The sequence below is a fragment of the Hyunsoonleella sp. J2K-J805 genome, assembly GCF_057167125.1.
On sequence record NZ_CM169901.1, the window covers coordinates 2,880,328 to 2,901,121 of the forward strand.

General features: G+C 35.1%; 17 protein-coding genes. 10 read left to right on the top strand and 7 right to left on the bottom strand.

Going from position 1 to position 20,794, the window contains the following annotated elements; genetic code table 11:
- The first annotated feature begins 281 nt into the window (after positions 1-281).
- From AC1B0Z_RS12785 to can, 6 genes are all read left to right on the top strand, one after another.
- Positions 282-1,727, top strand: coding sequence for a proton-conducting transporter transmembrane domain-containing protein (locus AC1B0Z_RS12785; RefSeq protein ID WP_483792432.1), 1,446 nt, complete (start codon positions 282-284; stop codon positions 1,725-1,727).
- A 3-nt stretch (positions 1,728-1,730) separates the two neighbouring features.
- Positions 1,731-4,094, top strand: a complete 2,364-nt coding sequence (locus tag AC1B0Z_RS12790) for a DUF2309 domain-containing protein (RefSeq protein ID WP_483792433.1) — start codon at positions 1,731-1,733, stop codon at positions 4,092-4,094.
- A gap of 33 nt (positions 4,095-4,127) precedes the next feature.
- Positions 4,128-4,667: a universal stress protein gene (locus tag AC1B0Z_RS12795; protein ID WP_483792434.1), complete on the top strand. Its 540-nt coding sequence runs from the start codon at positions 4,128-4,130 to the stop codon at positions 4,665-4,667.
- 319 nt (positions 4,668-4,986) lie between these two features.
- The gene (locus AC1B0Z_RS12800) at positions 4,987-5,283 is read left to right on the top strand and encodes a hypothetical protein (protein WP_483792435.1); all 297 of its coding nucleotides are present in this window, start codon (positions 4,987-4,989) and stop codon (positions 5,281-5,283) included.
- 81 nt (positions 5,284-5,364) lie between these two features.
- Positions 5,365-6,954 carry a SulP family inorganic anion transporter gene (locus tag AC1B0Z_RS12805; RefSeq protein ID WP_483792436.1) on the top strand — a complete coding sequence of 530 codons (1,590 nt, stop codon included), beginning with the start codon at positions 5,365-5,367 and terminating at the stop codon, positions 6,952-6,954.
- Positions 6,955-7,055: 101 nt separating this feature from the next.
- On the top strand, positions 7,056-7,697 hold the full coding sequence (can, locus tag AC1B0Z_RS12810) for a carbonate dehydratase (RefSeq protein ID WP_483792437.1): 642 nt from the start codon (positions 7,056-7,058) through the stop codon (positions 7,695-7,697).
- Positions 7,698-7,773: 76 nt separating this feature from the next.
- On the opposite strand, the gene AC1B0Z_RS12815 is transcribed toward can, so the two are convergent.
- Positions 7,774-8,736, bottom strand: a complete 963-nt coding sequence (locus AC1B0Z_RS12815) for a sodium-dependent bicarbonate transport family permease (RefSeq protein ID WP_483792438.1) — start codon at positions 8,734-8,736, stop codon at positions 7,774-7,776.
- A gap of 92 nt (positions 8,737-8,828) precedes the next feature.
- Here AC1B0Z_RS12815 and AC1B0Z_RS12820 point away from each other — a divergent pair, with 92 nt between their 5' ends.
- A complete protein-coding gene (locus AC1B0Z_RS12820) occupies positions 8,829-9,755 on the top strand; it encodes a LysR family transcriptional regulator (protein ID WP_483792439.1) in 927 nt (308 codons plus the stop codon).
- Here AC1B0Z_RS12820 and AC1B0Z_RS12825 read toward each other — a convergent pair.
- Positions 9,752-10,273 carry a CvpA family protein gene (locus AC1B0Z_RS12825; RefSeq protein ID WP_483792440.1) on the bottom strand — a complete coding sequence of 174 codons (522 nt, stop codon included), beginning with the start codon at positions 10,271-10,273 and terminating at the stop codon, positions 9,752-9,754. The genes AC1B0Z_RS12820 and AC1B0Z_RS12825 overlap by 4 nt on opposite strands.
- Positions 10,274-10,344: 71 nt before the next feature.
- Between AC1B0Z_RS12825 and AC1B0Z_RS12830 the strand changes: the two genes are divergently transcribed.
- On the top strand, positions 10,345-10,701 hold the full coding sequence (locus AC1B0Z_RS12830; protein WP_483792441.1) for a hypothetical protein: 357 nt from the start codon (positions 10,345-10,347) through the stop codon (positions 10,699-10,701).
- Positions 10,702-10,725: 24 nt separating this feature from the next.
- On the opposite strand, the gene dxs is transcribed toward AC1B0Z_RS12830, so the two are convergent.
- A complete protein-coding gene (dxs, locus tag AC1B0Z_RS12835; protein WP_483792442.1) occupies positions 10,726-12,480 on the bottom strand; it encodes a 1-deoxy-D-xylulose-5-phosphate synthase in 1,755 nt (584 codons plus the stop codon).
- A 392-nt stretch (positions 12,481-12,872) separates the two neighbouring features.
- On the opposite strand from dxs, the gene AC1B0Z_RS12840 reads away from it, so the two are divergent.
- Both AC1B0Z_RS12840 and AC1B0Z_RS12845 read left to right on the top strand, forming a co-directional pair.
- Entirely contained in the window at positions 12,873-15,599 is a 2,727-nt protein-coding gene (locus AC1B0Z_RS12840; protein WP_483792443.1) for a T9SS-dependent M36 family metallopeptidase, read from the top strand.
- Between the two features lie 31 nt (positions 15,600-15,630).
- Positions 15,631-16,080, top strand: a complete 450-nt coding sequence (locus AC1B0Z_RS12845; protein ID WP_483792444.1) for a nucleoside deaminase — start codon at positions 15,631-15,633, stop codon at positions 16,078-16,080.
- Positions 16,081-16,140: 60 nt separating this feature from the next.
- Here the strand turns inward: AC1B0Z_RS12845 and AC1B0Z_RS12850 are convergent, their stop codons facing one another.
- Genes AC1B0Z_RS12850 through aspS form a run of 4 tightly spaced genes read right to left on the bottom strand, consistent with a single transcriptional unit; the run spans position 16,141 to position 20,710 of the window.
- The gene (locus AC1B0Z_RS12850) at positions 16,141-16,386 is read right to left on the bottom strand and encodes a hypothetical protein (protein WP_483792445.1); all 246 of its coding nucleotides are present in this window, start codon (positions 16,384-16,386) and stop codon (positions 16,141-16,143) included.
- Between the two features lie 24 nt (positions 16,387-16,410).
- A complete protein-coding gene (locus AC1B0Z_RS12855) occupies positions 16,411-18,192 on the bottom strand; it encodes a chloride channel protein (protein ID WP_483792446.1) in 1,782 nt (593 codons plus the stop codon).
- A gap of 2 nt (positions 18,193-18,194) precedes the next feature.
- Entirely contained in the window at positions 18,195-18,905 is a 711-nt protein-coding gene (locus AC1B0Z_RS12860) for a DUF6503 family protein (protein WP_483792447.1), read from the bottom strand.
- 50 nt (positions 18,906-18,955) lie between these two features.
- On the bottom strand, positions 18,956-20,710 hold the full coding sequence (gene aspS, locus AC1B0Z_RS12865; RefSeq protein ID WP_483792448.1) for an aspartate--tRNA ligase: 1,755 nt from the start codon (positions 20,708-20,710) through the stop codon (positions 18,956-18,958).
- Positions 20,711-20,794: the final 84 nt, after the last annotated feature.

Here is a 20,794-nt window from a genome sequence, read left to right on the forward strand (position 1 = left end):
TCTTGCTGTATTTTGGAGCGAAATAGCATATTTCAAGAAAAATAAGAGATTTCAATAGTTCACTTCCTAAAAAATTCAAATAAAAAAAATTCTAAATTTAGAAAGATTCATCTCTGAATCCCTTTAATTGCTTAGGTTTAAATAAAAACATAAATTTTGTTTATGATTAATATTTAATATATAAATAAAAATCAATGGAATAGTTTTTTGACATTTGTAGCAGATTTTGATATATCTGTGTCAAATCATTTAAATAAAACCAAAAACGATTTTTATTTCTTATGAAAGCAAATCAATTAGATCAATTAAACAAAAGATCTACCCTATCAAAAGTTTTAATTCCTTTTACATGGTCCGTCTTTTTGCTAAACGCTGGATTTATTGTGTACTATTTTTCAAATTTCCCAACATGGAACTTAGATGGATGGATTCAAATTAATGGTTTCAGTGTGGTAATTTGGACAGTAGTTTCATTCTTTAGTGGTATAGTTCAGATGTATTCCGCTAATTACATGAAAGGTTTTAAACTACAAAATCAATTCCTGTTACTTTGTTTAGCATTTTCATTATCGGTAATGCTGTTTGTGATTTCTAACCATGTAGTACTTATGGTATTGTTTTGGTTTTTAATGGGATTAATCATGTCCAAACTCATTGGAATCGATTCTGAATGGAAAGAGGCGCAACACGCATCAAAATTTGCAAGAACTAACTATTTTGGTGGAGCATTGTGTTTTGCACTAGGTATTGTTTTGTTGACATATACTACAGGTGCATTTACTAGAACTGAAATTTTAGCAAGTATTGAAAACGGTGTACAATGGCAAATTACGCTTGCTTCATTGTTCATTTTTGTTGCCGCCATTATTCAGTCTGCTATATTTCCTTTTCACAGATGGTTGTTATCAGCAATGACATCGCCAACTCCTGCATCAGCATTAATGCATGCGGGATTCGTAAACGGTGCAGGGATACTACTCACGCTTTTTGCTCCAGTACTTTTTAAGGCAAATATATTGTTACTTATATTCATCATTGGTGGGCTTACAGCAATTATAGCACAGTTTAGTAAGCTACTACAGGTTAATGTAAAACAAAAACTTGCATGTTCTACCATTGCACAAATGAGTTTTATGGTAATGCAATGTGGACTTGGGTTCTTTACCGCTGCAATTACGCACCTTATTCTTCACGGATTTTATAAAGCCTATTTATTTCTAACAGCTGGAGAGGAGGTTAAAAACTCATTGCCTAAACCTCCAGAAACTATAATAATAAAGCCTCTACAAACAGTGGTTATCATAGTATCTGCAATTTTAGGAGGTGTGTTTTTTGGATTCCTAACGGGAAAAGGTATCACTTTGGATAGTGGATTGTTTTTAACTTTTATCGTAGCGATAACAGTAGGACAAGTAGTTTACAATATACTAAACCATGCAAATATTGCAGGTGCTAAAAAGCTAATTATTACACCAATTTTAATAGTTGCAGGAGTTGGAGTTTATGCTCTAGTATTTAATGGTGTAACAGCTCTAATGCATGACATGCCAATGGTTAACACACCAATACCGTTAACGCCAGTACATATCATTTTTGGAATTGTATTCTTAGTGGCATTTTACATCATGTTATCAGGAGTGTATAGAAAAATACCATGGCTTTATGTAAAACTAATGAATATCTCGCAGCCTTTAAACAAATCAGTAATTTCATTTAAAACCAAATAAGTTATGACTACCAGAGAAAAAATAGTTTTAAGTATCGAAGCAGCTTCAGAACGTATAGGTACTACGTGGCCGCTATATTCTTTTGTAGCTTCAAACCCATTATCTGGTTATGAGAAATTAACCTTTGAAAATGCAGTAAAGGAAGCAGGACATTATTTAAAATCTAATAATTACCCTAGTGCTACGGTTTTCAAAACCGCACTAGAAAAGGGGGATTTAGACCGAACAATTTTAATTGATGAACTCCGTGAATTGGAGTATTTCGAAACACCAGAAGCTTATATTATAAAGATGGCGAAAAGTGATGCTGGTGTGATAGCTGGATCCTCCAAGCTAGATGTTATTATGACGAAGTGGTTGGCTGCTTTTATGGATGAAGGCATGGCAGAATGGCAAATGCCAAATAAGGAAAAAGGGTTTTTTAAGGCATGGAAAGCTCTAGCAAGCTATGATAAAGATATAGGAAGACCAAGTTTAAAGCACTTGCCAGACTCTAGTATTGAAGCCATAGAGCAAGTACTTTTTGCTTATAATATTACGAATTACAATAAGTTGTTTACAGCGCATATTTCTGCTTTGCCAGGATGGACAGGGTATATAAAGCACAGAATGAATACCAATACCGTATGGCAACAACATTTTCCTATAACCATAGAGGATTATTTAGCAGTGCGTTTAACCATTGCTAACCATTTGGATTTTCCTTTAGAAGGGCAGGTTAAAACAAATACTGATACATCATTAAATGCACTAAAACACTGTTGGCTAAAAGCATGGGAAAAAACATTTCAAAGTAAACTAACAGAGACACTAGTAGAAAATACCTCTAAAACTAATGTGGAAGATATTTTACCAGATGCCCAAATGGTATTTTGTATCGATACACGTTCAGAATTGATTCGTCGTCATGTTGAAAATGTAGGCAACTATGAAACGTTTGGATATGCCGGTTTCTTTGGGATTGCAGCTGATTATCAGCATTATCAAGAGGATATTAGTGTGAAATCTTGTCCTCCCATTGTAGGATCGCCTTATAAGATTTCTGAGGCGCCTATTGCGAATAGTTCAAATGAAAATGAAGCTTTTAAGCGCAACAAAAAGATTGAAAAATCTAAATTGCGCATCTTAAAACGACTTAAAAATATGCTGCCATCATCCTTCGGATTTGTAGAGGGCTCTGGTGCATTCTATGGGTTGTCTTTAGTGGCGCAGTCTTTCATTCCAAAATCATTTTTAAAAGTGAAACATAGTAACAAACAAAACTATGAATCCTTTTGCGAACCTCAAATTACGTACAATGACCATGAGCATAAAACTATTGCGCTTGATGAAAAAGTTGCTATTGTAAAATCTGGTTTCGATTTAATGGGATGGGAACAATTTGCACCTTTAGTGCTGTTTGTTGGTCATGGGAGTCAAACGGCAAATAACCCCTTTGCATCCAGTTTAGATTGTGGTGCCTGTGCTGCTAACCCTGGAAGACACAACGCAAGATTACTAGCAGCGTTAGCCAATGAAAACGAAGTAAGACAAGTATTAGCTACGTCGTATAATATTCAAATTCCTGAGGAGACTGTTTTCATAGGTGCTGAACATAATACCACTACAGACGAAATTGTGCTGTTTGATAGTCAAGTACCTGAGACACATAATGCCAAATTAAGGGAGTTAAAACAAAACCTAGGTAGGGCTCAAGAAACGGCAACGGCCGAACGTTTAGGTGTTTCTTATAACAGTGTAAAATTAGCCGAATCAAAATCCATTAATTGGGGAGAAACAAGACCAGAATGGGGATTAGCTAAAAATGCAGCTTTTATTATTGGTTCAAGAAAACTAACAGCGTCCAGTAATTTAGATGGTAGATGTTTTATGCACTCCTACAACTGGAAACTGGACCCAGAAGGAAAAGCATTGGCTGGTATTATGGGTGGTCCTATGGTAGTAACACAATGGATTAACAATCATTATTATTTCAGTACTGTTGACAATGACAAGTTTGGTGGAGGTTCTAAAGTAACGCACAATATAACAGGGCATTTTGGAGTGGTTCAAGGTAACGGAGGCGATTTAAAAATGGGATTACCTCTACAGTCCTTAAAATCTTCAGATACTGAAATGTACCATCAACCATTAAGATTAACTACCATTATCCATGCGCCCTTAGAACGAGTAGAATCTATCCTTAGAAATAACAAACACTTACAGATGTTATTGAACAATGAATGGATGTATTTAAAAGTGATGGATAGCAGTGATTCGAATCAAATTAAAACATACTCTAAAAATTATGATTGGATTGAAGAAAAGAGAGTGTCTTTAAATGAAAAAGTAGAAATACAACAAACTTTTGTAATGGCTAGAAATTAATGCTTTAAATATAAAAACTTAAAAACAAAAATCATGAAAAATAACAATTATAAAATATTAGTGCTTTCAAATTTAAGAGAAAAGTCTGTTCAAGCTTTAAAATATGCTGCTAAATTATCAAAAGAAATTGGAGCAAACGTTGAAGTTTTTTACGTGAAATCTGCCACAGAGGTTTCACAAACAGAAGACCCTTTATCAGCCATTAGTATAATTGCGGAAGTTTCTAAAAAGACAGAACAAAAAATAAAAGACCTGGTTAACCCTATATCCCAGGAGAATAATATCGAAATCAAGACAGCTTTTGCCTATGGGAATGTTAAAAATGAAATTAAAAATCACATTAAAATATCCCAACCAGATATGATTATTCTTGGAGAAAGAGAACGAAAAAAACCGAAGTTTCTTGGAAACAATGTAACACGTTTAGTTCATCAAAATTATGAAGGTGTTGTTTTTGTAGCCTCAGATAAGACTGTAATTAATTCTAAAGGAGAAGTGTCTTTAGACAGTTTAGGGCTAAAAGATAATATAGCTAATTACAATTTGAAATCTAAAAAGGAATTGACAACTTAAAGAAAATCACTTTGTGTTAAAACCTCAATAACATGATAAATCATGTTATTGAGGTTTTTTTTGTGGTAATAAATATGTAGTCGTTTTTAAATAGAAAAATAAAATTAAAGGCGAGCAAATTTTAAAAAGTAAAGAGGTTTTTAAGCTAAATAAAAGTCTAAAAGCATAAATACTTGGCATTATATATTAATGGAATATATTAAAACTTTTGAGTGAAAAACTGTCCGGATGACGTCCAATGGATATAGAAATATTTAAGGAGTTTTAAAAAGCTTAATAAATATGTATTATATTTAGTTTTTTAATAGTATAACTCGCAATGTTAAGAAACACTATCGCCGTTTTATTAGTTTCTATATTCATGTTAATTGTAGTGACGCCTACAGTTATGTTTTTTATTGATAATAATATCGATGTTTCTATGATTTATGCGGCTTCAGAAGAAGAGAAAGAGAAAAGTCAAGAAAAGAATAAAGAAAAAGATTTTATAGTTTTGGAAATAAAGAACCCCTTACCTGCCTATAGTGTAGGTTTTGAGGGAAACAATTTAGAATACTCTTTGAAAATGTATAAAAAACCGCATATCAAGCTTTCTTTTCCTCCTCCAAAAGCATAACAGCTTCGTTATAAATCTATATCAAATTTCTTACGAACTAAACTGTTAGCCCTTAGGCTTTGGTTTACAATTTTTTATTTTATGTTTAAACATTTAAAAAACGATCTCCCTGCTAGCATAGTAGTTTTTTTCGTAGCATTACCTTTATGTTTAGGTATTGCTTTAGCAAGTGGAGCTCCACTATTTTCAGGACTTATCGCAGGTATTGTTGGCGGGATAGTTGTAGGGAGTTTAAGCGGATCTTCAATTGGTGTAAGTGGTCCTGCTGCGGGACTTGCGGCTATTGTGCTTGCAGCAATTACATCTCTAGGTTATGAAAATTTTTTAGTCGCTGTCGTTATTGGTGGAGCCATTCAATTGCTGTTTGGAGTGCTACGTTTGGGTATTATTGGCTATTTCTTCCCTTCTTCGGTAATCAAAGGTATGCTTACGGGTATTGGTATCATTATCATACTGAAGGAGATCCCGTATTTCTTTGGAATGGATAAAGATCCTCAAGGCGATTTTGCATTTCTTCAAGTTGATGGCAAGAATACCATTACCGAACTACTTAATGCATTAAATGCATTAATAAGTGGTAATGTAAATGTAGGGGCTACAGTAATAGCTTTAGTTTCTTTGGGGATACTCATTTTATGGGCTAATGTGCTTTCAAATAAAGGAAGGTTTTTTCAGTTAGTTCAAGGTCCTTTGGTGGCTGTTATTGTAGGTATTTTGTTTTATGTTTTTACGAAAGGTAGTGCTCTTGATTTGTCAGCAGATCATTTGGTGGCAGTTCCAGTTCCAGATGGGTTTAATGATTTTTTAGGACAGTTTAGCTTTCCTAATTTTGCGGTTCTTGGCAAGGTTGAAATATGGGTTACTGGTTTTACCATTGCCCTAGTAGCTTCACTTGAAACATTGCTTTGTGTTGAAGCAACTGATAAGTTAGATCCGCATAGAAACGTAACGCCAACTAATAGAGAGTTATTGGCTCAAGGTACAGGTAATGTTATTTCTGGTTTAATAGGAGGTTTACCTATTACACAGGTAATTGTAAGAAGTTCAGCTAATATTCAATCTGGTGGTCAAACTAAATTATCGGCTATCATTCACGGTTTCTTCTTGTTAACTTCAGTTATTCTTATTCCTCGATTATTAAATATGATACCATTATCAGTTTTAGCCGCAGTATTGTTTATTGTGGGGTATAAACTGGCGAAACCTTCAACATTTAAACAAATGTTTAGCCTAGGCTGGAAACAATGGTTGCCCTTTATAGTTACTATACTGGGAATTGTTTTTAGCGATTTGCTAAGGGGTATTGGCCTTGGTTTGGCAGTAGGTATCGTTATTATTTTAATCAAGAGTTACCAAAATTCACACTTTTTACATAAGGAAGGTGAGGATATAGACGATGGTAAAATAAAAATGACACTTGCCGAGGAGGTAACATTTTTTAATAAAGGAGCCATTTTGAAGGAATTGGATGGAGTTCCGCACGATTCACTTTTAGAACTTGACGTTAGAAAAACGAGGTATTTAGATAACGATATTATCGAGATTTTAGAAGACTTTTCATTAAAAGCTAAGGAAAGAAACATTACAATTCATTTAATACATCAATCAGGTGCTATAGAAAACCCTAAAAGTTTTATAGACTTCTTTAAACTTAGACCAAAAATAAGTTAGTAACTACAATATGAAAAATGCATTTACATTTTAATATTCGAACAATATTTTTTTTGATAACTTTAGCATAACAGTATTAGAAAGATTTAAAAAATATAAACATGAAAAACACATATTATCACCAGCTACTTGAAAATAATAAAGAGTGGGTAGAGGAAATGACAGCAAAGGATGAAAACTACTTTGAAGAATTGTCCAAAGGGCAGAAACCACCAGTTTTATGGATAGGTTGTGCGGATAGTCGAGTGCCAGCAAACGAGATTACAGGAACACATCCTGGAGAATTATTTGTGCACAGGAACATTGCAAATATGGTAGTGCATACCGATATGAATATGCTAAGCGTTTTGGATTATGCAGTGAATCATCTAGGAGTAACACACATTATAGTTTGCGGGCATTATGGCTGTGGTGGTGTTGCTGCTGCAATGCAAAACAAGTCTTTAGGATTAATTAATAAATGGATAAGAAACATTAAAGAGGTTTATAAGGATAATATCACGGAATTAAGAAAAATTTCCGATGACAAAAAAAGATTTGACAGACTTGTAGAACTCAATGTGAAAGCACAGGTTTACGATTTGGCCAAAACTTCTATAGTGCAAAATGCATGGAAGAATAATACCGGATTAGAAATACATGGATGGGTATACGGTTTAAAAGACGGTGTTATTAAGGACTTAAAAGTATCTATGGACAGTGCAGAACATCTAGATGCTATCTTTACCTTCGATTTAGATTAAGTTATTTTTGATTTATATAATTTGAAAACCACCATTTCTTGGTGGTTTTTATTGTTATACGGGAAAAACTCTAGTATTACATCATTTCGATAAAAGCATAATAAATAGGCATGCCCAAAGTTATATTAAATGGAAAAGTTATGCCTAATGCCATAGGGATATAAATACCTGCATCTGCTCTGGGTTCTGCCAGTTTCATTGTGGCTGGTACAGCAATGTAGGATGCTCCGGCCCCTAGTATTGCAAATAATAAACGATTTCCGGGACTATCAGTAATAAATCCACTTAAGTAAGCCACAATCAGTCCGTTGATAAGCGGAACGATAATTCCAAAGGCAAATAAAAAGAAACCATACTTTTTAAAACCTTTAATACGTTGTGCGGTTACCATACCCATTTCTAAAAGGAACAGTGATAAAAACCCTTTAAATATATCTGTTGTAAATGGCTCAATACCTCTGGCTTGATTTGCATCTGCAATAAGTCCGATAGCTAAACTTCCTATAAGCATTAAAACGCTGCCCCCAGTAAAAGAATGTTTTATCAATGATCCAATGGATTTGTCGGTTTGCTTACCGGTATCATATAGCATAATTAAAATCACGCCAACAATAATTGCTGGAGATTCCATAATCGCCATAATGGCCACCATATGCCCTCCAAAAGAAATACCTTGATTCTCTAAAAATGATACTGCGGTTACAAAAGTTACCGCACTTACTGAGCCGTAAGCTGCAGCAATAGCGCCAGCATTAGGGACACCAACTTTTTTTCTTAAAGCAAAAAAGGTGTAAATAGGTACAAGGCTGGAAAGTAACACAGCAAAGATTATAGAATATAAAATTTCAGAATTAAATTCACTGTGTGAAAGCTCCTGCCCACCTTTAAAACCAATAGCAAAAAGGAGATAAAGTGAAATGAATTTTGATGAATTCTCAGGAATTTTTAAGTCACTCTTCAACCAAGTGGCAAGTATTCCTAAAAGAAAGAACAGCAATACGGGATTGGTCAAATTGCTAATAAGGATATCTATATTCATGGTTTTGGTTGTTTCAAGTTTGGGGGCAAAAGTATTTCATCTAATTCATATATTTTTATTTAAATTTGTTATCAGAACCATAAATTATTTTAATGAATTTTACATTACATCAATTAAAGGTATTTAGTGTTATTGTACAAAACAAGAGTATCACTAAAGCTGCGGAAGAATTGAACATGACACAACCCGCAGCCTCCATTCAACTTAAAAATTTTCAAGACCAGTTTGATATTCCATTAACAGAGGTAATTGGTAGGCAACTGTACATTACAGACTTTGGTAGAGAAATTCATGGTATAGCCGAGTCAATTCTTAATCAAGTTGAGACAATTGACTATAAAACGCATGCTTTCAAAGGTTTGTTATCAGGAAAGTTGAGGATATCTGTTGTGTCAACAGGCAATTACGTGATGCCTTATTTCTTAAATGGATTTTTAAAGCAGCATCCTGAGATTGATTTGATGATGGACGTATCTAATAAAACCAATGTCATCAAAGACTTAGAGCAAAACGAGGTAGATTTTTCATTAGTAACTGTTAGTCCAGCACATTTGGATTTATACGAGGAACCTATTATGATAAATAAACTTCATTTGGTAGCGGCAGGGAGCAATAGTTTGGATAGCGAAATTTTAAAGAACAAGTCTATCTTTAAAAAAATACCATTAATTTATAGAGAAGAAGGCTCTGGTACTAGGTTTACCATGCAGCAGTTTTTTGCTAAAGAACACATAGAACCTAAGGTAAAGTTAGAGCTTACTACAAATGAAGCCATTATTCAGGCAGTTGTAGCAGACATCGGTATGTCTATCGTTTCCTTATTGAGTATTAAAAACGAGTTGTCTCAAAACGAGTTGAAAATTATACCAGTAAAAGGGCTTCCCTTAGAATCGCAATGGAAACTTATTTGGCTAAAAAAGAAGAGTTTATCACCTGTTGCTCTTGCGTTTTTGGATTATGTAAAACAAGAAAAGGAGAAAGTATACAACGACTATTTTAAATGGATGGAGCGGTACTAAACTGACTCATTTTGGATTTCTTTCCCATTGTCATCATCCTTCTTTAAAATATTAGGGAAAATTGAAGGTGCTAGAGATTTTACAGGGCCATACAAAATCGAATCCTCTAAATCCTCCGGAGCAGCAAATGGAATGGTTTTGTTTAAACCATCAAAAACAATAAGTACTACACTTAAAATTAATCCTATTTTTAATCCTCCAAAAATTGCACCTAACACCTTGTTTATAGCACCCAAAGCTGCAAAATTTGCTAGTTTGGTTAAGGCTTTTCCAGCAAGTGCAATGGCTAAAACAATAATAACAAAGGTTATTGCAAAGGCAACCATGTTGATGTATTTCTCGTCCCACGATACTTTTTCCATTAAAAACTCTGCTGCGAAATTACTGAAATGAATCGCTCCGTAAACCCCGGCAACTAGAGCGGCAAGAGAGGCTGCTTCAACAAAAAGTCCTTTCATAAGGCCACGAATAACACCAAATAAAATAAGCGTACCGAGAATAATATCAATAATTGTCATTCGATAAATTTAAACAAATATAGAATAATACTAATATTTAGGTTTAGTAACTTTACAACTTTAAAAAAATTATGTCTAGAGACGAAAAATTAAAAGAACGCTGGGAAATAGTAGTTAAAAAACTATCTGCTCAATTTGCTGATGGAGATATTCTTGATCTTGATGCCATAATTTACCTTATCGGTGTGCAAGAACTTGGGCAACTAAACCGAAGTTTTAAAAAAGATCAAAAACTAGACTTAATGCACATAGCTATTTGTAAACTGTTAAGTCCATATGGGTATTACGAGCTTGATTTTGTAGATGAAGAGGGATGGCCACATTACAAAGCGCTCGAAGCACTTCCTTTTTTAAAAGCTGGAGAACAATCGGTTTTAATGAAAGAGGCAATTGTAAACTACTTTTTGGAAACTGAGTATATTGATTAAAATCATACTTTTAGTTGGAGATTGTCAAATTAGCGTTTTAATTGTTGCGCTTATGCTTTTTGAATCTAGCCCAACCAAAACTTGGAGTTCCTCAACACTGCCGTGTTCTATAAATTTATCAGGTATTCCTAGAGGTTTAACTATGTTTTTATAACTATTTGCTACAGCAAACTCTAAAATAGCCGAACCAAAACCACCTGAAATTGCATTATCTTCAACCGTTACTATAGTATCATGAGTTTTAAAAATGTGATGAAGTAATGTTTCATCCAAAGGTTTCACAAAACGCATATCATAATGAGACACCTCGATATCTTCAATCGCTTTTGATACATTTTTGGCAATAGCTCCAATACTTAAAACAGCAAGTTGCTTACCTTTTTTTAATCGTTTGCCTTTACCAATCTCAAGCTTAGCAAAAGCTTTTTTCCAATCTAGAGTTACACCTCTTCCTCTTGGATAGCGAATTGCTATAGGATGTTCTAATCCTAATTGAGCAGTGTACATAATGTTGCGTAGCTCTATTTCGTTTCTCGGTGCGAAAATGATAAGGTTAGGAATACTGCGTAAATAACTTAAATCAAAAACTCCGTGATGTGTTGCGCCATCTTCACCAACTAAACCGGCACGATCTAAACAAAAAATAACAGGCAAAGATTGTAAAGCCACGTCATGAATAATCTGATCATAAGCCCGTTGTAAAAATGTAGAGTAAATATTGCAAAATGGAATTAAGCCCTGTGCTGCCATACCAGCGGCGAAGGTTACGGCGTGCTGTTCGGCAATACCAACATCAAAGGCTCTATCGGGAATTTCATCCATCATAAATTTTAAGGAACTTCCCGTTGGCATTGCAGGAGTAATACCTACAATGGCTTTGTTTTTTTTAGCAAGCTCTACAATGGTGTATCCAAAAACGTCTTGATATTTTGGAGCTTGCTTTTTATCAGATTTGGCTTGAATATCTCCAGTTTTGGCATCAAATTTTCCAGGGGCATGATATTTTACTTGATCAAGCTCTGCCTGTTTTAAGCCTTTGCCTTTAGTTGTAATGACGTGCAATAATTTAGGACCTTTAACGGTTTTTAAGCGTTCTAATTCTAAAATGATTTTATCCAAATCGTGTCCGTCAATCGGCCCTGAATAGTCAAAATTTAGAGCCTCAATTATGTTGTTACGCTTTTGAGTCCCTTTTTTAACGTTGGTTAAATATTGCTTTAGTGCTCCCACACTTGGATCTATGCCAATAGCATTATCATTTAAAATTACCAATAAATTCGCATCTGTAACCCCAGCATGGTTTAAACCTTCAAAGGCCATTCCACTGGCAATAGAGGCGTCTCCAATCACAGCAATATGGTGTTTGTCTTCCCCTTTTAATTTTGATGCAATTGCCATTCCCAAAGCTGCTGAAATGGAGGTAGAGGAGTGTCCAACGCCAAAAGTATCATATTCGCTTTCACTTCGCTTGGGAAATCCACTAATGCCTCCCAATTGTCTGTTGGTGTGAAAATTATCCTTTCTGCCCGTTAAAATCTTATGCACATAAGCTTGATGACCAACATCCCAAAGCAGTAAATCCTTAGGTGTATTAAACACATAATGCAGTGCAATAGTCAATTCCACTACTCCTAAACTTGCACCTAAATGGCCTTCTTTTGTTGCGACAATATTGATGATGAATTCTCGTAGTTCTTTTGCGAGATGTATCAGGTCTTTTCTTTCTAAAAGACGAAGCTCATTAAGCGTTTTAATTTGATTCAAAATATAATATTGCACATGACAAAAATACTAGATTTTTATATTTGGGGATTTATAAAAGTGGAGTAAACTTTTTTAAACCATATACCTAAAGCTGTTGAAATTATTTTTAGCTAGGAGTACCTCATTTTAGAGCATCTGATAACTAAAACTTTATGATTAACAAATTTTAACTAAGTTTAAGATTCTGTGAGACAAAGGCTTTAACACCTTATATAATCATGCTTTCCTCAAAAAAAAATCAAAAAACCATCACGCCAATAGTTACGTTTCTAATTATGTAGTAAGTTAATCCGTGTTTAATGGACAAAAGATTAATTGTGCCTTAGGTGTAAATATATGTCTAAAGCATAATAAAACTATGTAATTGTAGTTACAACAAAGAAAAAGAAAAAGAAAAGAGAGTAAAAATGATGTATAAGCAAATCACTACGATAGCGCTTGGGCTATTGTTTTTGGGTTTTGCCCAAGCGCAAAACGATTTGAAGGAATCTCCTTTTGGTACGGAAATTTTAAATTACTTAAATGAAAATAAAGCCCGTTACAATTTAACTGATGCAGATATTAATGATGTATATGTGGACAGGGTTGATTACTCTAAAACCTCTGGAGTTACGCATTTATATTTATACCAAACATACAACGGTATAAAAATACATAATGCCATATCAAATGTGGCTTTAAAAAATAATAAGATACTCTATTTCAAAAATAATTTTGTTTCAAATATAACGCGTAAAATAAACAATACGTCGCCTAGTTTAAAACCAGTGCAAGCTTTACAAAAAACAGCAGTACATTTTAATATAAAAACAAATATTTCATCAAAAACTATTACAACAAAAAATAATAAGAGCATTTTTTTAAACAAAGAGATGTCTCAAGAGCAAATTCCGGTAGAACTTATGTATTGTAAAGATAACTCCGGTAATTTAGTTCTAGTTTGGGATTTGAATATATTAACAACAGATAGTAAACATTGGTGGAGCGTAAGAGTAGATGCATCCACTGGTGAAATATTAGAGCAAGACGATTGGGTAATACACTGTAGTTTTGAAACACCCCATAGGCACGAATACCATTCATCTCATTATGCTAACAATAAAACTAAAGCTTTAAACTTTGAGGCGCTGGCTTTTTTAAATGACGGGTCGCGTTATAATGTTTTGCCTTTACCAATTGAGAGTCCTAATCATGGTGATTTTCAAGTAGTGATAGAACCCGCAGATGCTGAAGCCTCTCCATTTGGGTGGCACGATACCGATGGATTAGCAGGGGCAGACTTTACGATAACCAGAGGTAATAATGTTTGGGCACAGGACGATTTGGATGGAAACGATGGCAGAGGTGCTTCTCCAGATGGTGCTGAAACTTTAAATTTTGATTTCTCCTTTGATAATTTGCAGCAACCTGCTTCTAGCTACCTAGACGTTGCAACCACAAATTTATTTTACCATAACAACGTATCTCATGATATTTTTTATAAATATGGTTTTGATGAAGCTAGTGGTAATTTTCAGGAGAACAACTATGGTAACGGCGGCGAGGATAACGATGCTGTTTTTGCCGATGCACAAGATGGGGCAGATTTTAATAATGCAAATTTTGCTACACCACCAGATGGTTTTAACCCTAGAATGCAAATGTTTTTATGGACAAGCAATCAATTGCCGGCCGATAACTTAACAATAGAAGGGGGAAGTGTTGCGGGCGCTTATGTCTCCGCTAATCCATCTGCAGGAAGAGGTCCCAATGGTATTGGCAATATTACTGGGCCGTCTACAACACCAGTAACAGGCAATGTGGTTGTAGTAGATGATGGTAGCGAAATACCAGAAGCAGGATGTAATCCTCTTATAAATGTCATTGATTTGGAGGGAAAAATTGTAATAATAAGACGCGGTACTTGTGCTTTTACAGATAAAATCCAAAATGCTCAGGATGCAGGGGCTATTGGTGTTATAGTGGCAAACCACAATAACCCAGATAATGATCCTAATTACAACGATTATATAAATATGTATGGAGTTACAGATCCCGCATTTACCATCCCTTCACTTTTTATAAATTTTGAAGATGGCGATAGTATTATTAACGCCCTTAGGGCAGGTGAAACTATTTCTGCAACTATAGTAGAAAACGGTTCGTTTCCATTAGATTCTAGTTTTGATAATGGTGTCGTAATTCATGAATACGGTCATGGCATTTCTACGCGTTTAACAGGTGGTGCCAACAATTCTGGGTGTTTGAGAAATAATTTTCAAATGGGCGAAGGCTGGTCAGATTGGTTTGCCTTAATGTTAACCATGAAAGCTTCTGATAACCCAACAGATGGCAGGGGTATTGGTACTTTTTTAAGAGGTCAGGATACTAATGGACTAGGTATAAGAACCCGACAATACAGTACAGATTTTTCTATTAATGAGTACACATTTGCAGCCACTAATGATGATAGGGTTATTGGACAGGATGAAGAAGGAGAGGATATAAGACTAAATGAGCAAGTGCATTATGTTGGTACTGTATGGGCCACCATGCTGTGGGACTTAACCTGGGCTTACATCGATAAATTTGGATTTGATCCGGATTTATATAATGGTACTGGCGGTAACAATAGAGTAATGTCACTAGTAATTGAAGGCTTAAAATTACAAGGGTGTAATCCTGATTTTATAGATGGTAGAGACGGTTTATTAGCTGCAGATGAGATGCTAACAGGAGGTGAAAACCAGTGTCTGATTTGGGAGGTGTTTGCCAATAGAGGCTTAGGCGTGAATGCTTCGAGAGGTGACAGACGTGTTTTTACGGATCAAGTTGAAAGCTTTGATGTGCCAAGTCCAACAGACCCTACTTTGGCTAATTGCACAACTTTAAGTCAGGAAGAAGATATAAATGAAGCTTCATTTGCTATGTTTCCAAATCCTGCAAGTACTTCTATAACCATTACTATGGGTAATACTATGGATAATAATGTACAATTTAAGCTTATAGATATTAATGGACGGATCGTGCTTTCTCAAACATCTAATACGTCAAGGCGAACGACGCTTGATATAAGTGCATTACAGTCTGGAATTTATATTTTACAGATTAAAAGTGCTAATGTTAACATCACAAAGAAGTTGATAAAAAATTAAATTATAAGTGCAAAGTTGTATTTTTGAGACTATGATACAACCTTTTGATGACGTATATTTTATGAAGAAAGCCCTCCAAGAAGCCGAAGAGGCTTTTAGTAAAGGAGAAGTGCCTGTTGGGGCAGTAATTGTTGTTGATAATAGGATTATTGCACGCTGCCATAATTTAACCGAAACACTTAACGATGTTACCGCTCATGCTGAAATGCAAGCCATTACTGCGGCTGCTAACTTTTTAGGCGGAAAATACTTGAAAGACTGCACACTTTACGTTACCCTAGAACCTTGCCAGATGTGTGCAGGTGCGTTGTATTGGAGTCAGATTTCTAAAATTGTGTTTGGTGCCAGAGATATGGAGCGAGGTTGTATTAATTTGAAGACGAAATTACATCCAAAAACTAAAATGAAGGGTGGGATTATGGCTGATGAAGCTAGTGAGTTGATGAAGCGATTTTTTATAATGAAGCGTAATTTGAATTAATACTTGTCATCCTGAACTCTTGTGCTGAGTATAGTCGAAGTATGTCTCAGGATCTTATAATTAAAACTTATTTCTCTTTTGATTTTCCCGCATTTTATCCAAATTTTCCTTGGTAAGCATATAATCTTTTAAGTTTTTGTCTTTCCATCGGTAGTAAGAAAATAATGGAAATACAAGAAGGAATAATACGGCTACGCCAGAGCCAATTAATTTTTGGGAATATTCTGCTTCTATAGAGAACCCTGAAATAATGAGTGCTGCGGCAGTGAGAAATAAAATAAGTGTAATAGTTTTTACAAGTTTCATCCTTTGATATAAGCTTTTTGGCAATTATTGAGTTACATTTATTAGTTGTCTACGATATGCAGTTAAGAGTTTGGATTTTGAAATATAACCATAATACTTGCCATTTTTAATTACTGGTAAATTCCATGCGCCACTGGTTTTAAATTTTTGCATGATGGTGTTCATGGTGTCTTCTTCGTAGTTGATTATACCGGCATCTGCATGCATCAAGCTTTCAACATCTACTTTATCATAAAGTTCGGTATTAAACATAATATGCCTTATATCATCTAAACGGATAACGCCTAAAAACTCATCATTTTCATTAACCACGGGAAAGTGGTTCCTGGAAGATTTAGCTACTGCATTTTCTAAAACTTCCCGAAGTTTCATTTCGGGTTTTAAAATGATAAAGTTGGTTTCTATTACTTTATCAATTTCTAACATCATCAGTACATTTTTGTCCTTATCGTGAGTAATTAATTCACCGCGTTGTGCAAGTTTTAAGGTATAAATGGAATGCGAAATGTAGTACTTTGTGATAGAGAATGAAATTGCAGCTACAAGCATTAGCGGCACAAAAAGCTCATATCCGCCAGTGATTTCTGCAATTAAGAAAATTGCAGTAAGCGGCGCATGTAATACTCCTGCCATCAAGCCCGTCATACCAATTAAGGTAAAATTAGATTCGGAGACTTGAAAATCTAGTCCTAGATTATTGATGATTTTTGCAAAGGCATTTCCCAGTGCACTTCCCATAACTAGTGTTGGAATAAATACACCACCTACACCGCCAGCACCAAAAGTTGTCGTCATTGCAATAGCTTTGAAAATAGCAATACCTAAAAGCAAGCCTATTACAATCCAGATGTTTTCTAAGTCTAAGTTAAAAGGAGTGTTCCCAATGGCTGCAATATGATCGCCTTTCAATAAGTTGTTCATTACTCCGTAACCTTCACCATAAAGTGGTGGTATAATGTACAGCATCGTACCAATGGCTAAACCACCTATTAATAGTCGTTTTGCACGACTTTCAAATCGTTTAAAAAAGTTAGTAATTCCAAAGAACACTTTTGAATAGTATACAGACATTAAACCTGTAACAATACCTAAAATGGCATAGAATCCTATATCGTTGATAACGAATTTATCGGTAAGTTCAAAACGTAAAAGTACATCAGTCCCCAAGAAAAAATACGAGGTAACCACTGCCGAAACAGATGCCAATAACAATGGGACTAATGAAGCAAAAGCAATATCTAAACTAAAAATTTCAATAGCAAAAATGATAGCGGCAATAGGTGCTTTAAACATAGATGCCATTGCACCAGCAGCGGCACAAGAAATTAAAAGAAGTCTTGTTTTTGTGTTCATGTGAAACAAGCGTGCTGCATTTGATCCCAAAGCTGAACCAACGCTAACAGCAGGACCCTGTAATCCCACAGAACCACCAAACCCTACAGTAAGCGGTGCGGTAATTAAGGCAGCATAAATGTTATATCTTGGGATGATGCCATTAAGTTTTGAGATGGCGTGCAGGGTAGTTGAAATACCATGACCGATATGCTTTTTTAACCAAGTTTGTTTAATGATATACACCAATAACAAACCAATAATTGGCAGAATAAAATATAATGAACTTTGGTAGTCCTTAAATACGTAAGAATTAAAGAGATTACGAATACCGTGCGTAAGGTTTTTAAGCATTACCGTACCCATACCCGCAAGAAATCCCACGAGAATACTAAGCATATATATAAATTGTCGTTCAGAAATATGCTTGTATTTCCAAATCAAAAATTTACGTAAAATACTCTTGAAACCCATATTTAGCGTTTCGATTTTAAAATATCAGTACCCAAATATTTATCATCTTTATTCATATACCAAGCTCTGATTTTTGGCATTTTGATACCGTTGATAACCTCTTCTTCTGAAAGCAAAATATACTCACCGTCGTTTTTTGATTCATCGTGGAAAAACTGATACACTTTCATGGCATATGTCTCCTTATCAAAGTAAAAACACCAAATATCATTACCAACATCATCTCTATACGTAGTCTTTAATACCCAATAGGCTTTACCTTTAAAGGTTTTAGATGTAACTTCATCATGAATGATGGTGCCAGGGTCTTTTAATTTCATTGGTAAACCATATAGATAGGTGTAGTAGTTTTGATAGAGCTTAGCTCTTTTTCTACTCAAGCGTTGTTCTTTTAAAACGTCCTCATTGGGATTTCTATCTCCGTTGAAAACAATCGTAATGCTATCTTTATTAATAGTATATTCTGAAATGGTGTCATTAACTTTTGATTTTACTGAAAAAAATTCATTTGGTAAATCGATTATAATTTCACTATCTCTGTTCGGTCTTTCGGGGATTTCCATTGTAATGAAAAGCTCGCCTTTAAAGGTGTTCCAATTTCCATTGGGATCGTGGTAGGCAATAGCTTTTTCTAATAGTTGCGCGCCGGTGAGTTCTTGAGAGAACCCAGAAAGTGATAAGCACGTAATGACTAGTATTAGAAAGTGTTTCATCTGAATGTAATAAAATTAACAAAAAATCCCGCAATTGCGGGATTTTGTAGTTATGATTTTAAATTAAGTTTTAAGCTTAATTCTTCAAGTTGTTCATCATCTATTGGTGCGGGTGCATCAATCATAACATCCCTACCTGAATTATTTTTAGGGAAAGCAATAAAATCGCGAATGGTTTCTTGTCCGCCCAAAATGGCCACCAGTCTATCCAGTCCAAAGGCTAAACCTCCATGTGGAGGTGCGCCATATTGAAAAGCATCCATTAAGAACCCAAATTGCGCTTTTGCTTCTTCTGGTGTAAAGCCTAAATAATCAAACATTAAGGATTGTGTTTCCTTATCGTGAATTCTAATGGAGCCACCCCCAATTTCGTTGCCGTTTAATACTAAATCGTAGGCATTGGCTTTTACAGCCCCAGGATTAGTTTTTAATAATTCTATTTGTCCAGGTTTCGGCGCAGTAAATGGATGGTGCATTGCATGATAACGTTCTGTTTCCTCATCCCATTCTAGTAATGGAAAATCCATTACCCAGAGTGGGGCAAATTCATAAGGTTTACGCAAGCCCAAACGTTCTGCTAATTCCATACGTAAAGCACTTAGTTGTGTACGTACTTTATTTTTGTCGCCCGAAAGGACACAGATTAAATCACCAGCTTTCGCGCCAGTAACTTCTGTCCATTTTGCTAAATCCTCTTGGTCATAAAATTTATCTACAGATGATTTAAATGAACCGTCGTCATTACAGCGGCAATATACCATGCCTAAAGCACCAACTTGCGGGCGTTTTATCCATTCTATTAATTTATCAATTTCTTTTCTGGTGTAAGCGTTTCCTCCAGGTACAGCAATACCAACTACCAATTCTGCTTTGTTGAAAACATTGAAATCCTTGTGTTGGGTAACGTCGTTTAATTCGCCAAACTCCATGCCAAAACGAATGTCTGGTTTATCATTTCCATACAAGCGCATAGCATCGTCATAAAGCATTCTTGGGAATTTTTCAATATCAACCCCATTGATTTCTTTAAGCAGATGTCGTGTAAGCCCTTCAAAAGCATTTAATATATCTTCTTGCTCAATAAACGCCATTTCACAATCTATTTGCGTGAATTCTGGCTGTCTATCAGCACGTAAATCTTCGTCTCTAAAACATTTAACAATTTGGAAGTATTTGTCCATCCCTCCAACCATAAGTAACTGCTTAAAGGTTTGAGGTGATTGTGGTAAGGCGTAAAACTGACCTTCATTCATTCTAGAGGGCACTACAAAATCTCTTGCACCTTCAGGGGTGGATTTGATCAAATAAGGTGTTTCTACTTCAATGAACCCTTCTGAAGATAAATAGTTTCGAACTTCCTGAGTCACTTTATGTCTAAAAATCAAATTATTTTTTACAGGATTTCTTCGGATATCCAAGTAGCGATATTTCATCCTTAAATCCTCACCACCATCAGTTTTATCTTCAATGGTGAACGGAGGTAAAAGCGCTTCGTTTAAAACTGTTAATTCCGAAACTAAAAGTTCAATATCACCAGTTGGGATATTTGGGTTTTTGGAAGCACGCTCCACAACTGTGCCTTTAGCTTGAATTACAAACTCTCTGCCCAAATTCTGCGCTTGTTCGATTAAATCTTTCGAAGTACGTTCTTCATCAAAGACTAGTTGTGTGATGCCGTAACGGTCTCGCAAATCTACCCAAACAATAAATCCTTTGTCTCTAGATTTTTGAACCCAACCCGCTAAGGTAACTTCCGTATTTATATGTGCGGCTCTTAATTCGCCACAATTATGACTTCTATACATTAAATGAAAATTGAGCTGCAAATTTACATAAGTTAGATGATTATATGTCTATTTGCATGTTGAATTTAGGGTGTTATATTGTAT

Coding starts and splice junctions, on each gene's coding strand:
- AC1B0Z_RS12820 (WP_483792439.1), top strand. CDS start 8,829: ATGAATTTTACATTACATCAATTAAAGGTATTTAGTGTTATTGTACAA.
- AC1B0Z_RS12850 (WP_483792445.1), bottom strand. CDS start 16,386: ATGAAACTTGTAAAAACTATTACACTTATTTTATTTCTCACTGCCGCA.
- aspS (WP_483792448.1), bottom strand. CDS start 20,710: ATGTATAGAAGTCATAATTGTGGCGAATTAAGAGCCGCACATATAAAT.
- can (WP_483792437.1), top strand. CDS start 7,056: ATGAAAAACACATATTATCACCAGCTACTTGAAAATAATAAAGAGTGG.
- AC1B0Z_RS12815 (WP_483792438.1), bottom strand. CDS start 8,736: ATGAATATAGATATCCTTATTAGCAATTTGACCAATCCCGTATTGCTG.
- AC1B0Z_RS12860 (WP_483792447.1), bottom strand. CDS start 18,905: ATGAAACACTTTCTAATACTAGTCATTACGTGCTTATCACTTTCTGGG.
- AC1B0Z_RS12830 (WP_483792441.1), top strand. CDS start 10,345: ATGTCTAGAGACGAAAAATTAAAAGAACGCTGGGAAATAGTAGTTAAA.
- AC1B0Z_RS12785 (WP_483792432.1), top strand. CDS start 282: ATGAAAGCAAATCAATTAGATCAATTAAACAAAAGATCTACCCTATCA.
- AC1B0Z_RS12840 (WP_483792443.1), top strand. CDS start 12,873: ATGATGTATAAGCAAATCACTACGATAGCGCTTGGGCTATTGTTTTTG.
- AC1B0Z_RS12845 (WP_483792444.1), top strand. CDS start 15,631: ATGATACAACCTTTTGATGACGTATATTTTATGAAGAAAGCCCTCCAA.
- AC1B0Z_RS12825 (WP_483792440.1), bottom strand. CDS start 10,273: ATGACAATTATTGATATTATTCTCGGTACGCTTATTTTATTTGGTGTT.
- AC1B0Z_RS12805 (WP_483792436.1), top strand. CDS start 5,365: ATGTTTAAACATTTAAAAAACGATCTCCCTGCTAGCATAGTAGTTTTT.
- AC1B0Z_RS12795 (WP_483792434.1), top strand. CDS start 4,128: ATGAAAAATAACAATTATAAAATATTAGTGCTTTCAAATTTAAGAGAA.
- AC1B0Z_RS12855 (WP_483792446.1), bottom strand. CDS start 18,192: ATGGGTTTCAAGAGTATTTTACGTAAATTTTTGATTTGGAAATACAAG.
- AC1B0Z_RS12790 (WP_483792433.1), top strand. CDS start 1,731: ATGACTACCAGAGAAAAAATAGTTTTAAGTATCGAAGCAGCTTCAGAA.
- AC1B0Z_RS12800 (WP_483792435.1), top strand. CDS start 4,987: ATGTTAAGAAACACTATCGCCGTTTTATTAGTTTCTATATTCATGTTA.